11 protein-coding genes are annotated in these 13,737 nt (G+C 67.4%); 6 read left to right on the forward strand and 5 right to left on the reverse strand.

The window, feature by feature from the left end; genetic code table 11:
• Nucleotides 1–246 precede the first annotated feature (246 nt).
• Entirely contained in the window at nucleotides 247–903 is a 657-nt protein-coding gene (locus BT183_RS20530) for a hypothetical protein (protein WP_143145792.1), read from the reverse strand.
• Nucleotides 904–1,126: 223 nt separating this feature from the next.
• Here BT183_RS20530 and BT183_RS12895 point away from each other — a divergent pair, with 223 nt between their 5' ends.
• Nucleotides 1,127–4,399: a DEAD/DEAH box helicase gene (locus BT183_RS12895; protein ID WP_072343703.1), complete on the forward strand. Its 3,273-nt coding sequence runs from the start codon at nucleotides 1,127–1,129 to the stop codon at nucleotides 4,397–4,399.
• 35 nt (nucleotides 4,400–4,434) lie between these two features.
• Here BT183_RS12895 and BT183_RS12900 read toward each other — a convergent pair whose 3' ends face one another.
• The 4 genes from BT183_RS12900 to BT183_RS12915 are packed head-to-tail and all read right to left on the reverse strand — an operon-like array spanning nucleotide 4,435 to nucleotide 7,905.
• Nucleotides 4,435–5,190: an SDR family NAD(P)-dependent oxidoreductase gene (locus BT183_RS12900; RefSeq protein WP_072343706.1), complete on the reverse strand. Its 756-nt coding sequence runs from the start codon at nucleotides 5,188–5,190 to the stop codon at nucleotides 4,435–4,437.
• Nucleotides 5,181–6,197 carry a ketopantoate reductase family protein gene (locus tag BT183_RS12905; RefSeq protein ID WP_072343708.1) on the reverse strand — a complete coding sequence of 339 codons (1,017 nt, stop codon included), beginning with the start codon at nucleotides 6,195–6,197 and terminating at the stop codon, nucleotides 5,181–5,183. The genes BT183_RS12900 and BT183_RS12905 overlap by 10 nt, the downstream gene beginning before the upstream one ends.
• Nucleotides 6,194–6,895, reverse strand: a complete 702-nt coding sequence (locus BT183_RS12910; RefSeq protein WP_072343709.1) for a creatininase family protein — start codon at nucleotides 6,893–6,895, stop codon at nucleotides 6,194–6,196. Before BT183_RS12910 ends, BT183_RS12905 begins: the two co-directional genes overlap by 4 nt.
• On the reverse strand, nucleotides 6,892–7,905 hold the full coding sequence (locus tag BT183_RS12915; RefSeq protein WP_244545350.1) for a GntR family transcriptional regulator: 1,014 nt from the start codon (nucleotides 7,903–7,905) through the stop codon (nucleotides 6,892–6,894). The genes BT183_RS12910 and BT183_RS12915 overlap by 4 nt, the downstream gene beginning before the upstream one ends.
• 216 nt (nucleotides 7,906–8,121) lie before the next feature.
• Between BT183_RS12915 and BT183_RS12920 the strand changes: the two genes are divergently transcribed.
• The 5 genes from BT183_RS12920 to BT183_RS12940 all read left to right on the forward strand — a co-directional run bounded on the left by BT183_RS12920 (nucleotide 8,122) and on the right by BT183_RS12940 (nucleotide 13,737).
• Nucleotides 8,122–9,702 (forward strand): ABC transporter substrate-binding protein, encoded by a 1,581-nt coding sequence (locus BT183_RS12920; RefSeq protein WP_072344738.1) that lies wholly within the window; start codon nucleotides 8,122–8,124, stop codon nucleotides 9,700–9,702.
• A 165-nt stretch (nucleotides 9,703–9,867) separates the two neighbouring features.
• Nucleotides 9,868–10,842: an ABC transporter permease gene (locus BT183_RS12925; RefSeq protein WP_072343712.1), complete on the forward strand. Its 975-nt coding sequence runs from the start codon at nucleotides 9,868–9,870 to the stop codon at nucleotides 10,840–10,842.
• Nucleotides 10,839–11,759: an ABC transporter permease gene (locus BT183_RS12930; RefSeq protein WP_072343715.1), complete on the forward strand. Its 921-nt coding sequence runs from the start codon at nucleotides 10,839–10,841 to the stop codon at nucleotides 11,757–11,759. The genes BT183_RS12925 and BT183_RS12930 overlap by 4 nt, the downstream gene beginning before the upstream one ends.
• Nucleotides 11,756–12,730 (forward strand): ABC transporter ATP-binding protein, encoded by a 975-nt coding sequence (locus tag BT183_RS12935; RefSeq protein WP_072343717.1) that lies wholly within the window; start codon nucleotides 11,756–11,758, stop codon nucleotides 12,728–12,730. The genes BT183_RS12930 and BT183_RS12935 overlap by 4 nt, the downstream gene beginning before the upstream one ends.
• Entirely contained in the window at nucleotides 12,727–13,737 is a 1,011-nt protein-coding gene (locus BT183_RS12940; protein ID WP_072343720.1) for an ABC transporter ATP-binding protein, read from the forward strand. Before BT183_RS12935 ends, BT183_RS12940 begins: the two co-directional genes overlap by 4 nt.

Genomic DNA, 13,737 nt, shown 5'->3' on the forward strand with positions numbered 1-13,737 from the left:
CGATTGACCGGCCAGCATTGCCCGGCCGGGCGTTCCGCGTCGTTCCGGTCACGCGAAGCCCCCATCCCGGGGGCCGGATGCGAGGGGAGCGGTCTCCCCATGCGCCGCATGACCAGTGGAGAGCTTCGCCCAGCCCTCGGCGCCGTTCAACCCTCAATCGTCAAAAAGGGGGGCGTGGCGCCCCCCTTTTTCCCATCGGCTGCGGCCGGCGGGCGGACGATCATCCGCCACGCCGTGTGCCGGGCCTCAGCTCTGCGGCATGCCCGAGACGACGCTCGAAATGGTGCTGTCGGGCGCCGTGCTGCACTGGCTGATGATGCCGTTGAGCCGGGTTTCCTCGTCGCCCGCGGCTGTCGCATCCGCCGACCCGGCCGACCCGGCCGATCCCGACGTGCCCGCGCTTGCGCCCGGCATGCCGGCCGATCCCGATGTGCCGCCGGCGCCGCTGCCGGTCGAGGTCGTGGCCGAACCCGAGCCCGAGCCGGCGGCCGAGCCCGCCATACCACTGTTTGCCGGTGCCGCGTTGCCAGATGCCGCGTTGCCAGGTGCTGCAGTGCCGGATGCTGCATTGCTTGGTGCTGCGCTCGGTGCCGGGCTGCCCGCGGCCATGCCGCCGCCAATGGCGCTGCCGCTGGCGCCTGCGCTCGAACCCGTCGCGCCGCTATTGCTCGTGCTGCCGCTGCTCGTGCTGCTGCTGCTTTCGGTTCCGGCGCCGTGGCCTTCCATCATGCCGGCCTCATAGCCTCTCAGAAAGGCCAGCTGCTCGGGCGGCGTCATCGCCGTCAAATCCGCGCAGAGCGTGCCCGAGCCGCTGCCTGCGGTGGTCATGTCCTGTGCCAGCACGCTGCCGGAAGAAGCGCACAGCAAAGCCGCCGCTGCCGCGGCCAGAATCGTCTTGTTCATGATCGGTCTCCTCACCTTGCGGCCGGTTCGGCCACCCTTTGCCAACCTCGCTTGGCCCCGCCTGTTCCACACCCGCCTGAGGAAAGTGAACGATCCCTCCGGTCGGGGCGCCAAGCCATAGGGCTTCCCCCGCCGCGTCGCTCCATCACGCGCGCAACCTTTTGCCCGGAAGCTGATTTGCCTCTGCCTCCCGGCTCAACGCCCTCTTCGAGACCCACCGCCCATGACCACCCCGACATCGAGCGCGCCGCTTTCGATCCGCATGGAGCCCGTGGGGCTGCCGCGCGAGCCCGAAGGCGCGGGCGGGGGCAGCGGCCAGCCTCCCGCCGCCGGCCTCGCCCTGCGGCTCGCCACCGGCGCGCTCGCCCGCAAGGGCAGCGCCATCGTGCTGGTGTCGAGCGAGCGGCGCGCCGAGGAGAGCGCGCGCGCCCTTGCCGGCTTCCTGCCGGGGCGCGACGTTCTCTACCTGCCGGCCTGGGACTGCCTGCCCTATGACCGGGCGCCGCCGGCCCGCGAGATCATGGGCAAGCGCATGAGCGTGCTGCGCCGCTGCCTTGCATCCGGCAGCGACGGGCTCGTGATCGTGTTGTCTCCCGAGGCGGCTCTCCAGAAGCTGCCGCCCATAAAGAGCGTCAGGGACGCGCTCTTGACGCTCAAGGTCGGCGACAGTCTCGATCGCGAGGCGCTCGAAGCCTTCGCGCTGGCCAGCGGCTATACGCTCGATGATCGCGTCGACGAGCCGGGCGAGATCGCGCTGCGCGGGCAGGTGGTCGATATCTTTCCCGCCGATGCCGACGAGCCGGTTCGCATCAGCGATGCAGAAGGCAGCATCGTCACCATGATGCGCTACGATCCGCGCACCCAGCGCACGCTGGGCGAGATCGATGCGCTCGATGTCGGACCGGCCTCCGAGCTCATTGCGCCCCATGATGATCGCCGGCCCGGCGACGAGCATCGGCTTGCCGAGCATCACGATGGGCTCGCAACGCTCTTTGACTATCTCCCCAAAGCGCGCTTCGTCCTTGCCGGTCCGGTGGATGAGCGGCTGGCGCGCGTCGATGAGCAGATCCGCGAGGCCCATGCTACCGCCCGCCAGTTCGGGGATGCGCATGTGCCCGATCCGTCGGGTCTTTATCTCGACCTTGCCGCCTTTTCGGCCGCGCGAGGCTCGGCAAAGCCGCTCCGCGTCGATGCCGAGGGGCTCGAGCCGCTGCCAGCCTGGTCGCGCGAACGTTTTCCCGGCCGGGCGTTGGCCAAATTCATTGATGCGGCCGAAGGTGCCCGCATCGTGCTCTGCGGCACCGAGGCCGAGCGCCGGCGCCTCCAGTCCCTCCTCAAGCGCAATGGCCTAACGGCCGATGGACCCGTCGAAGCCCTTGTGCAGGAAGGCGAGCCCGGCCTCTGGCTGGCCGATATCGACATCGACGCCGGCTTCAGGGACACCGCCTCGGGCCTCGTGGTGATCGCCGCCGCCGATGTGCTGGGCAGCCGTGCCCATGTCGAGGCGGCCGATCTCTCCGGGCTCATCGCGCCGCTCGAATTGCGGGTCGGCGACGTGGTGGTGCATGAGGATTATGGCGTGGGCATCCTGCGTGATCTCAGCGCAGTGGAGGCCGATGGCGCGGTGCAGGATACGATCCAGCTCGGCTATCACGGCGAGACCAAAGTGATGGTGCCGGTCGCCGATTTCGGCAAGCTCTGGCGCTATGGCGCCGAGGCCGATGCGGTCACCCTCGACCGGCTCAATACCGATGCCTGGGCAAAAAAACGCGCCTCGGTCAGCGTCGAGATCGAGGCGGCCGCCCGCGGGCTCGCCGAACTGGCCCAGCAGCGGCTCGGCGCCGAGGCCTCTGTGCTGAAGCCGCCCAAGGCCGACTATGACCGGCTCGCCGCCCGCTTCCCCTATGTCGAAACCCCCGACCAGGCGGCAGCCATCGCATCTGTGCAGGACGATCTGGCCTCGGGCCATCCGATGAACCGTCTGGTGTGCGGCGATGTCGGCTTCGGCAAGACCGAGATCGCGCTGCGCGCCGCCGCAGCGGCGGCCCTTGCCGGGCGGCAGGTGGCGGTGGTGGCGCCCACCACCGTGCTCGTACGCCAGCATCTGCAAAGCTTCGAGCGGCGCTTTGCAGGCACCGATATCACCATCGGCACCCTCTCGCGCCTCAACACTGCCGCCGAAACCGCCGCCACCAAGGAGGGCCTGCGCACGGGCCAGATCCGCATCGTGGTGGCGACCCACGCCATTGCCGCTGCCGATGTCGAGATGCCCGAACTGGGCCTCGTCATCATCGACGAGGAACAGCGCTTTGGCGCAAAGCTCAAGCAGCAGCTCCATGACATGGCGGCCGGCATCCACCTCCTCTCGATGACCGCGACCCCCATTCCCCGCTCGCTCCAGGCGGCGCTGGTGGGGTTGCAGGAGGTGAGCGTGCTCGCAACCCCGCCGGCCCGGCGCCGGCCGATCCGCACGTTCCTCTCGCCGTTCGACGGCGCCTCGGCGCGCACTGCGCTGCTGCGCGAGGCCCGCCGCGGCGGGCAGAGCTTCGTGGTGGTGCCGCGCATCGAGGACATTGCGGTCCTCGAGCGTGAACTGGCGCGCCTCGTGCCCGAACTCGCCGTCACCATCGCCCATGGCGGGCTCAAGCCCGGCGCAATCGACAAGGCGCTGATGGATTTCACCAATGGCGCGGGCGATATCCTTCTGGCCACCAATATCATCGAGAGCGGTCTCGATGTGCCGCGCGCCAATACCATGCTGGTCTGGCGAGCCGACCGGTTCGGGCTGTCGCAGCTGCACCAGCTGCGCGGCCGTGTGGGGCGCGGGCGCAGCCAGGGCGTCGTCTATCTCTTCGTCGATCCCGACCAGACGCTTGCCGAGAGCACCCGCGCCCGCCTCTCGACGCTCGAAGCCTTCGACCGGCTGGGCTCGGGCTTTCACATCAGCGCGCGCGATCTCGAACTGCGCGGGGCGGGCGATCTTCTGGGCGAGGACCAGGCCGGCCATGTTCACCTGATCGGCTCGGCGCTCTACCAGCAATTGCTCGAAGAGGCGCTGGCCGCGGCCAAGGGCGAGCCTGCGGCCCGCCGCATGCAGCCCCGGCTCAATATCGGGCTTTCAGGCCAGATCCCGCCCGATTACGTGCCCGAGGCGGTGGTGCGCATCAATCTCTACGCCCGCCTGCAGCGCCTTGCGAGCCCTGAGGCGCTCGAGGATTTCGCCGGCGAGCTCGAGGACCGCTTCGGGCCGCTGCCAGAACCGACGCAGGTGCTTCTCGACCTTGCCGGCCTTGGCATTCGTGCCGGCGCGCTCGGCATCGCCCAGATCGATGCCGGGGCGCTGGGCATCGCCCTGACGCCCGAACCCGGCACCGAACCTGCCCCGATCGCCAAAGCGCTCGCAGGCAAGGCCCGCCTCAAGGACGGGCGGCTGATCTTTTCCCGCGAGGAGGGCAGGGACCTCCGCGAGCAGCTCTCCGCGCTTTTAAGCCTCTAGTGCCTTTCGCCGTACTCCAGAGCCTGGGGGACGGATCAGGCCCGTCCGCCATCGACGCTCAGGATCTGCCCCGAAATCCAGCCGGCCTGCGACGAACAGAGAAAGAGCACGGCATTGGCGATGTCCTCGGGCGTGCCCAGCCGGCGCATATGGATGGCCTCGACCAGCCGCTTCTGCCCGTCGGCGCCATAGCTCTCCCATTGCCGCTGCGTAGCGGGGTTCGAGAGCACGAAGCCGGGCGCCACGCTGTTGACGGTGATGCCATGCGGCCCGAGCTCGAGGGCCAGCTGCTTGGTCAGCCCCACCAGCGCATGCTTTGCGGCGCTGTAGGCCTGGATGCCGGTGAGGCTGGGGCGGAGCCCGGCGCCCGAGGCGATGGTCACGATGCGACCCTCGCCCTTCGCCTTCATGCCCGGCGCCACCGCTTGCGCGCACCAGAAGGCGGCATCGACATTGGCCCCGAAAATCTCGTGCCAGCGCGCTTCCTCGATGGTTTCGAGCGGATGGGCGGTCTGCCCGCGTACCCCTCCGGCGGCGGTCACGAGCATGTCCACCGGCCCGAAGCTGTCCGCGAGCCCGGCAAAGGCTTCGAGCACGCCCTCCCGCCGCGACAGGTCGAGCGGCACGAGCGCGGTGGCGCCCGCCGCCCGCGCGGCCTCCAGCCCCGTTTCGTCGAGATCGAGCGCCGCGACGCTCGCGCCCGCCTCCGCCATGGCCGCGACGATGGCGCGGCCGATGCCCTGGGCGGCGCCGGTCACCGCTACGCGTTTGCCCGAAAGATCTATGCGCATGATGTCAAAAGCTCATCCAGAACGTCCCAGCCCTGCGGCCGGCCGGTTTCAACCTGGTGCACGAGGTCGATGAGCTTGCGCGTCACCGGCACCTTCACCCCCACGTCTTCGGCAAGGCCGACAATGATGCCGAACTGGGCATCCACCTCGGTCTTGCGCTTGCGCACCGCAATGTCGCGCCACACGCCCGAATGGGTCTTGGCGGTGTGGCGGTTGTGCTCTTCCATGGCGCGGATCGACACCAGCGCATCGGCTTCCGTCGCCCCGGGCATGAAGGCCTTGGGGTCAAAGCCATTGAACCCGAGCGGGGTGACGCCACGCGCCCGCGCCACCGCCATCACCTCGCGCCCCAGCGCCATGAAGACGGCTGCGTGCTTTGCGCTGGCGAAATTGTCCGACATCGAGGCCGGCGTCAGCGCGGTGGCAAACAGCATGCCGCCATAGCCCATCTTGCCCCAGAGATAGCCCCAGATATTGGCGGTGAGCTCGGCATCGGGCTCATAGAGCGAGAACAGCCGGTGGATTTCGCGGATGCGCGCGGTCGTCGCCCCGTCGAGTTCCCCGATCGCCACCTTGCCGCGATTGCCCAGAAGGATGCGGCCGGGCCCGAGCCAGTCGGCCCCGAAATTGACGAAGCACCCGATGGTGCGCTCGGCCCCGACAATCCCGCCGATGGTGAGTTCGTTGAGCCCGTTCTGGGCCGAGACCACGACGCCGTCGAGGGCCAGATGCGGCAGCAGCGCCTGCGTCGCCGCCTCGGTATGCAGCGCCTTGACCGCGAGGATCACCGTCTTGAACTGGCCCTTGAGATCGGCCGGCCCCACCGCGCGCATCGGCTGGGTGAAACTTTCCACCGGGCCCTCGATGGTGAGCCCATGGGCGTTGATCGCCTCGACATGCTCGGGCACCACATCGACCAGCAGCACATCCTCGCCGGCCCGCGCCATGAAGGCGCCCAGCGTGCCGCCGACGGCCCCGGCGCCCCAGATCAGGATCGTGTTGCTCATGCCCAGCCATCCTCGATCAGTGCCCGCGTTTCGGCGATCGCCACGTCCCAGATCGCCTGCATCTCGTCATCGGTGCGCTGGTAGCGGCCGCCGAAATTGCCGTCCCCGAGATAATCCTTCACCAGCGGGGCGGCGATGGTCTTGAGCTTGTCGAGATCGACCATCGGCTTCTGCGTGTCCGGCATGCCGATATTGGGCAGGCGGGTGATGGGGAAATTCTCCATCCAGGAGGCGTGCGAGGCCACGGGGTCGATTGCATGCACCTTGGCCAGCGTCTTTGGCGCGTTCCACCAATTGTGCCAGCGGATGCGCGCCTCGACATGGTCGTTGAGCCATTCGAGCGCCGCGGTCTGGCCCGGCGTGTTGCCGCCATGGCCGTTGACGAACAGCACGCGGCGGAACCCGGTGCTCCACAGGCTGTCCAGAATGTCGGTGATGATCGCGCCATAGGTGTCCATCCTGAGCGAGATCGAGCCGGGATGGTTGGCGAAATAGGGCGTGATGCCGAAGGCGAGCACGGGAAAGACGGCGACCCCGAGCGGGGCGGCCGCTTCGGTCGAGATCGCCTCGGCCAGGATCGAATCGACGGAATTGCTGAGATAGGCGTGCTGCTCGGTCGACCCCAGCGGCACCACCGCCCTGTCGTCCGACTTCAGGTACTCTTCGACCTGAAGCCAGTTCATGTCCGCAATTTTCATGTCGTCTCCTTGGTCGTCCTGGTCGTACCGGCAGCGTTCTGCCCGGCTGAAGTCCTGCCACCCGTCCCGCCCCGGCCATGCTTGCCGTCCGGGCCTTTGCGCAGCGTATCGAGCAGGGGCAGCACATGGGTTTCGATGAAGCCGAGCGCCGGCTCGTGCCGGTATTCGAAGGCCTGCTGGTGTGGCCCGACCTTGCCCGCGAGCCAGTCGAGGCCGGTGGCATAGACCAGCACGTCGACCTTGGCGATAAAGGCCTCGAGGTCGGGCGCGTCCACCATGGTCACCTCGGTGCTCGCCACATGCGGGCTGAAGCGCATCACGCCGGGCTTCATCAGCGCCATGAATTCGGGAAAGATCGAGACGATGCCGATGCGCGTGCTGGGGTCGAGCCCGGCAAGCCGGGTGCGCGTCTGCTCGGAGGGAATGAAGCTCAGCCCCAGGACCGGGATGTCGCGGCCCACCAGCGCCTCCACCTCGGCGCGGCGGTTGGCGAGGGTCAGAACGATATCGGCCTCGGGCAGCCCGCCGGCCGCCTTGAGCGCCTCGATGGTCACCCAGTCCAGCCGGTCGGTTGCGGGCAGATGCGGCCTGATATGGTCGGCATAGTCCGCCGTCGCCTGGCTGAAGAGCCCCACCAGCACGATCGAGAGCCCGTTATGGGCGCGAAAGCGCAGATGGCTCGCCCGCGCCGTGACGAGGCTCGCGATGCCCGCCGCATCGACCCCGAGCCGCTTGCCCATCAAAAGCAGCGCATCGATGGCCGGGTTGAGCTTTTCCAAATCGATCTCGGGGGGCAGGCTGTCGGTTTCGGCCACGAAGGTGCCGGCGCTGCCGCGCGCCGCGATCAGCTTTTGCTGCTTGAGCTCGGCATAGACCCCCACCACCGTCATCGGGGCCACGCCGGCGCGCTCGGCCAGCTCGCGCACGGGCGGCAGGCGCATGCCGGCCGGCAGGTCCCCGAGCGCGATGCCGTACTGGATGAGGCCGCGCAACTGTACGCCGAGGGGCACCGGCAAGGCCCGGTCCAGCCCCGCCACGAGCTTGTCGAGGATCTGCTCACTCTCAACACGTTCTATCGATTTAGAACGTTTTCTGGGTTTCTGGTCCAGTTCCATCGCCGGAGCGCTTGACATGGCGTTTTAAATTAGCTCCGTTTGCAGGGCGACGTTCTGGTCACCCATAACAAGATTGAACAGGCGCATTTCGTAATCAAGGGGGATTGCCTCATGCTTTCTCGGAAAAATGTCATTCGTGCCGTGACCATCGCGCTCATCGGCGCGACCAGCCTTTCGGCCCAGGCGCTGGCACAGGACCTGACGATCGGCGTGCGGGCCGGTCCCGACTCCATCGATCCGCATTGGTCGACCCTCGGCAGCCAGGCGGAATCGCTGCGCCACATCTTCGATACGGTGGTGGCCGTCGACAAGGACCTGCAATTGCAGCCGGGCCTTGCCACCTCCTGGACGGCGGTGGACGAGAACACCTGGGAATTCAAGATCCGCGAAGGCGTCAAGTTTCACGACGGGTCCGACCTCACCGCAGAGGACGTCAAGTTCTCCATCGACCGCATCCCGCAGGTGACCGGTCCGATGAGCATGACCATCTATACCAAATCGGTGGAGTCGGTTGAGGTCATCGACGACTATACCGTGCATGTGCACACCAAGGGCACGGCCGCGACCCTGCCCAACGACTTCATCCGCCTCTTCGTGGTCTCCTCCGAGATCGGCACGGTCGGCAATGAGGAGTTCAACGCCGGCACCGCCGCCATCGGCACCGGGCCCTACAAGTTCGTCTCCTGGGAGCCCAAGGGCGACCTGGTGCTGGTGCGCAACGAAGACTACTGGGGCGAGGCTCCGGCCTGGGAGAACGTCGTCCGCAAGGAAATCCCGAATGATGCCTCGCGCGTCGCGGCCCTGCAGTCGGGCGAAGTCGACCTCATCAACTACGTGCCGGCCACCGACTATGCCGGCATGCAGAACGATCCGCGCCTCGACACCTTCATCTCCGACAGCGTCTACATCCTCAACATCACGCCCAATGTGAAGGATGAGCTGCCGGTCAAGGCCAAGGTCAATGGCGCCGAGATCGCCGAGAACCCGTTCCAGGACCTGCGCGTGCGCGAGGCGATGGACCTCGCCATCAATCGCGACATCCTTTCGCAGGTCGTGCTCGAGGGCCTGGGCAAGCCGGCCAACCAGCTGATGCCCGCCACCTTCTTTGGCGGGTCCACTGCGCTGCCCGAGCGGGAATATGATCTCGAACGCGCCAAGGCGCTGCTCGCCGAGGCCGGCTATCCCAACGGCTTCGAGATCGATTTCGCCTGCACCAACAATCGCCTGCCCGGCGATGCGGCGGTGTGCGAGGCGCTGTCGCAGATGTGGGCCCGCGCCGGGCTCAAGGTCAACGCCAACGCGCTCAACGGCACCGTATTCTTCCCGGCCCAGCAGGCCGGCGAGTATAGCCTCTGGCTCTCGGGCTGGGGCACGCTGACGGGTGAAGCCTCCTACACCTATGGCTCGCTGGTCCACACCGCCGATCCCGAAAAGGGTCTGGGGGCCTTCAACAAGTCCGGCTACTCCAACCCCGAGATCGATGCCCTGCTCGAGGAAGGCGCCCGCACGCTCGACGACGACAAGCGCCGTGCGCTCTACACCCAGGTCACCGAGCTCTCGATGAACGACCGGGTGCTGATCCCGACCGTCATCATCCAGACGGTCTGGGCCGCCAAGGCCGACACGCTGACCTTCGAGCCGCGCGTCGATCAGGAGACCCTGGCCCAGCTGATCACCCCGGTCGGCCAGTAACACGACCCGACTGCCCGGCTCTAAGGCCGGGCAGTCTCTTTCGAGCCTTCGCCTCCCTAAAGGCGCGTCCCGCAGAAGCGGGAAACGCGACGAGACAAAGATCTGGAGCGCCGCGCGGGTTCATCGAGCCGGCGAACGCTTCAGGTCGCAACCGCCGGGCCATCCATGCTGGGCTTTTTCATTCAGCGCGTCTTCCAGGCCGTCATCGTGGTCGTGGTGATGTCGATCCTCGTGTTCCTTGGCGTCTATGCCATTGGCAATCCCATCGACGTCATGATCGATCCGGCCGCCACCCAGCAGATCCGCGACACCCTCATCCGGCAATATGGCTTCGACCGGCCGCTGTGGGAGCAGTATTTCGTCTTCGTGGGCAATGTGCTGCAGGGCGATTTCGGCCAGTCCTTCGTTTACCGCGTGCCGGTGCTCGACCTCATCTTCTCGCGCCTGCCGGCCACGTTCGAGCTGGCGCTGGGCGCGATGCTGATCGCCTCTGTCATCGGCATTCCGCTGGGCATCTGGGCCGGCTACCGCCCGCGCGCTTTTTCCTCCAAGGCCATCATGGCGCTATCGATCCTGGGCTTTTCGCTGCCCACCTTCTGGGTCGGGCTTCTGCTCGTCATGACCTTTGCCGTCCAGCTGCACTGGCTGCCTTCGGGCGGGCGCGGACCGACCAGCGACATTCTCGGCATCCCGCTGTCCTTCGTCACCCCGGCGGGGTGGAGCTACATCATCCTGCCCGCCTTCAACCTGGCGCTGTTCAATCTGGGGCTGCTGATCCGCCTCGCCCGCGCCGGCACGCTCGAGGCGATGAGCTCTGACTATGTGCGCTTCGCGCGCGCCCAGGGGCTCAAGGAGAGCAAGGTTGTGGGGCTGCATGTGCTCAAGAACATCGCCATCCCCATCGTCACCGTCTTCGGGCTCGAATTCGGCTCCACCCTCGCCTTCGCGGTGGTGACCGAAACCATCTTCAACTGGCCCGGCGTGGGCAAGCTCATCATCGATTCCATCATGGTGCTCGATCGCCCGGTGATGGTGGCCTATCTCATCCTGGTGGTCCTGTTGTTCGTCATCATCAACCTCGTCGTCGACCTGCTCTATGGGGTGCTCGATCCCCGCATCCGCGCGAGGCGCGCGGCATGAGCACCATCGGGGATACCAAGGTCGACGACATCAAGGCCGAGACCTGGGCCAGCCGGCTCGGGGATTTCTGGCGCGACTTTGCCGAGAGCAAGGTGGCGGTGGTCTCGCTTCTGGTCATTGCCGCCATCATCTTTGTCGCGATCTTCGCGCCGCTGCTCTCGCCGCAGGACCCTTACGACCTGGCGCGGCTCGACCTGTTCGATTCCCGCCTGCGCCCCGGCACCGTCGGCTCGGGCGGCTATGTGCATGTGCTGGGCACCGATGCGGCCGGGCGCGACCTGCTCTCGGCCATATTTTACGGCCTGCGCATCTCGCTGATGATCGGGCTGCTGGCCGGCCTTCTGGCCCTTGTCATCGGCATGACCATCGGGCTCGTCGCGGCCTATCGTGGTGGGCGGGTCGAGGCGCTGATCATGCGCGTGGTCGATCTGCAGCTCTCGATGCCCGCGATCCTTTTGGCGCTGGTCCTCACGGCCATGCTGGGGCAGGGGCTCTGGCAATTGGTGACGGCGCTGGTGGTTGCCCAATACGCCTATTTCGCCCGCACCATCCACGGCTCGGCCAGTGCCGAGCGCGACAAGGACTATATCGAGGCCGCCATCGCCACTCCGTTGCCTGCCCATATCATCCTCCTGCGCCACCTCCTGCCCAATTCGCTGCCCCCGCTCATCGTGGTGGCCACCGTGCAGGTGGCGAGCGCGATCGCGCTCGAGGCGACGCTGTCCTTTCTCGGGCTCGGGCTGCCGCTCACCCAGCCCTCGCTGGGCGCGCTGATCGCCAATGGCTTCCAGTACCTGCTCTCGGGCCGGTTCTGGATCTCGGTCTATCCCGGCATTGCGCTCGTCATCACCATCGTCTCGATCAACCTCGTGGCCGATCAGGTGCGCCACGTGCTCAATCCGAGGCGCGGCCAATGAGCGACGTGGTGCTTTCGGTCCAAGAGCTGCAGACGCATTTCTTCACCCGCAACGGCGTGCTCAAGGCGGTCGACGGGGTGTCGTTTTCCGTCCGCAAGGGCCGCATTCTCGGGCTCGTGGGGGAATCGGGCTCGGGCAAGTCGGTCACCGGCTATTCGATCCTGCGGCTCGTCGATGCGCCCGGAAAGATCGTGGGTGGCCGCATTGTGCTCAACGGCACCGATCTTGCCGCCCTCGATGGCGAGGCGATGCGCAGGATGCGGGGCGCCGTCGTCTCGATGATCTTCCAGGATCCGATGATGACCCTCAATCCGGTCCTCAGGATCGGCACGCAGATGGTCGCCGCCATCAAGGCCCATGACAGGGTCTCGACCGCCTTGGCGCGCGAGCGGGCTCGCGACGCCTTGGCGCTTGTCGGCATTCCGGCGCCGGCCGAGCGGCTCGATGCCTATCCCCATCACCTCTCGGGCGGCATGCGGCAGCGCGTCGCCATCGCGATCGCGCTCCTGCACCAGCCGGCCGTCATCATCGCCGACGAACCCACCACCGCGCTCGACGTCTCGATCCAGAGCCAGATCCTGGCCGAGGTGCGCCGGCTCGCCGACCAGATGGGCACCGCCTTCGTCTGGGTCACGCACGATCTTGCCGTGGTCTCCTCGCTCGCCGACGATGTGGCGGTGATGTATGCCGGGCGCATCGTGGAATCGGGGGCGACCGAGGCCGTTCTCGCCCATCCGCGCCACCCCTATACGGCCGGGCTCATGGCCTCGGTGCCCAGCCAGGCCGAGCGCGGCGCGCGGCTGGCGCAGATCGGGGGCAGCACGCCCTCGCTCGGGGCTCTGCCCGAAGGCTGCGCGTTCCGGCCGCGCTGCCCGCGCGCCACCGAAATCTGCCGCATGATGCCGCCCCTCGCCCCCATCGGCGACACCATGGTCAGGTGCCATCATCCCATCGGGGAGGCTCGGCCATGATCACGCCGCTGCTGTCGATCACCGATGTCTCCAAGCGCTTCGTCACCCCGCCCAATATGGGCGACCGTATCGCCCAGGCACTGGGCGGACCCGATCGCACCCGCACCGTTCATGCAGTCACCGATGTCAGCCTATCGGTCGCGCGCGGCGAAGTCGTGGGCCTCGTGGGCGAATCGGGCTGCGGCAAGTCCACGCTGGGGCGCATGGTCTCGGGCATCTATGCGCCGAGCGCCGGTAGCGTCGCCATCGATGGCAAGCCCATCGCCGAGCCTGCCGGCAAGGGCATCCGCAAGCTCACCACCCGGGTGCAGATGGTGCATCAGGATCCCTTTTCGAGCCTCGATCCCCGCATGCGGGTCGCCGATACCGTCGCCGAGGGCCCGGTCTACCACAAGCTCGTCAGCGCTGCCGAAGCCGACGGCTATGTCGCCGACATGCTTTCGCGCGTCGGGCTCGATCCCTCCACGCGCCGCCGCTTCCCGCACCAGTTCTCGGGCGGCCAGCGCCAGCGCGTCGCCATTGCGCGGGCCCTCGCCATGCGCCCCGACCTCCTCGTGCTCGACGAGCCGGTGGCCTCCCTCGACGTCTCGATCCAGGCGCAGGTGCTCAACCTCTTCCTCGATCTGCGCCAGGATCTGGGGCTGACGGCCCTGTTCATCAGCCATGATCTGGGCGTGGTGCGCCACGTTTCGGATCGGGTCGCCATCATGTATCTGGGGCGCATCGTCGAATTGGCCGATACGGTGCCGCTGTTTGATCGTCCGGCCCATCCCTATACGCGGGCGCTGCTCGACAGCGTGCCCAAGCTCGGGGCGGGGCGGGGGGCCTTTTCGGCGGTGGCGGGCGAAATTCCCTCTCCGCTCAACCCACCGCCCGGCTGCGCCTTCCATCCGCGCTGTCCCTTTGCCGGCCCGCGCTGCGCAAGCGAGCGGCCCCTCCTCAAGCCGGGTGCCGATACCCCTGGAATCGTCGCTTGCCACCTTTACGATGGCGGCACAGGAGCCTGA

Source organism: Devosia enhydra (assembly GCF_900119845.1).
In the GTDB taxonomy this organism is placed as follows: Bacteria; Pseudomonadota; Alphaproteobacteria; order Rhizobiales; family Devosiaceae; genus FPKU01.

Excerpts from the sequence above, each read along its gene's own strand:
- BT183_RS12930 (WP_072343715.1), top strand. The coding sequence starts at position 10,839 with ATGAGCACCATCGGGGATACCAAGGTCGACGACATCAAGGCCGAGACC.
- BT183_RS12905 (WP_072343708.1), bottom strand. The coding sequence starts at position 6,197 with ATGAGCAACACGATCCTGATCTGGGGCGCCGGGGCCGTCGGCGGCACG.
- BT183_RS12895 (WP_072343703.1), top strand. The coding sequence starts at position 1,127 with ATGACCACCCCGACATCGAGCGCGCCGCTTTCGATCCGCATGGAGCCC.
- BT183_RS12940 (WP_072343720.1), top strand. The coding sequence starts at position 12,727 with ATGATCACGCCGCTGCTGTCGATCACCGATGTCTCCAAGCGCTTCGTC.
- BT183_RS12935 (WP_072343717.1), top strand. The coding sequence starts at position 11,756 with ATGAGCGACGTGGTGCTTTCGGTCCAAGAGCTGCAGACGCATTTCTTC.
- BT183_RS20530 (WP_143145792.1), bottom strand. The coding sequence starts at position 903 with ATGAACAAGACGATTCTGGCCGCGGCAGCGGCGGCTTTGCTGTGCGCT.
- BT183_RS12925 (WP_072343712.1), top strand. The coding sequence starts at position 9,868 with ATGCTGGGCTTTTTCATTCAGCGCGTCTTCCAGGCCGTCATCGTGGTC.
- BT183_RS12920 (WP_072344738.1), top strand. The coding sequence starts at position 8,122 with ATGCTTTCTCGGAAAAATGTCATTCGTGCCGTGACCATCGCGCTCATC.
- BT183_RS12910 (WP_072343709.1), bottom strand. The coding sequence starts at position 6,895 with ATGAAAATTGCGGACATGAACTGGCTTCAGGTCGAAGAGTACCTGAAG.
- BT183_RS12900 (WP_072343706.1), bottom strand. The coding sequence starts at position 5,190 with ATGCGCATAGATCTTTCGGGCAAACGCGTAGCGGTGACCGGCGCCGCC.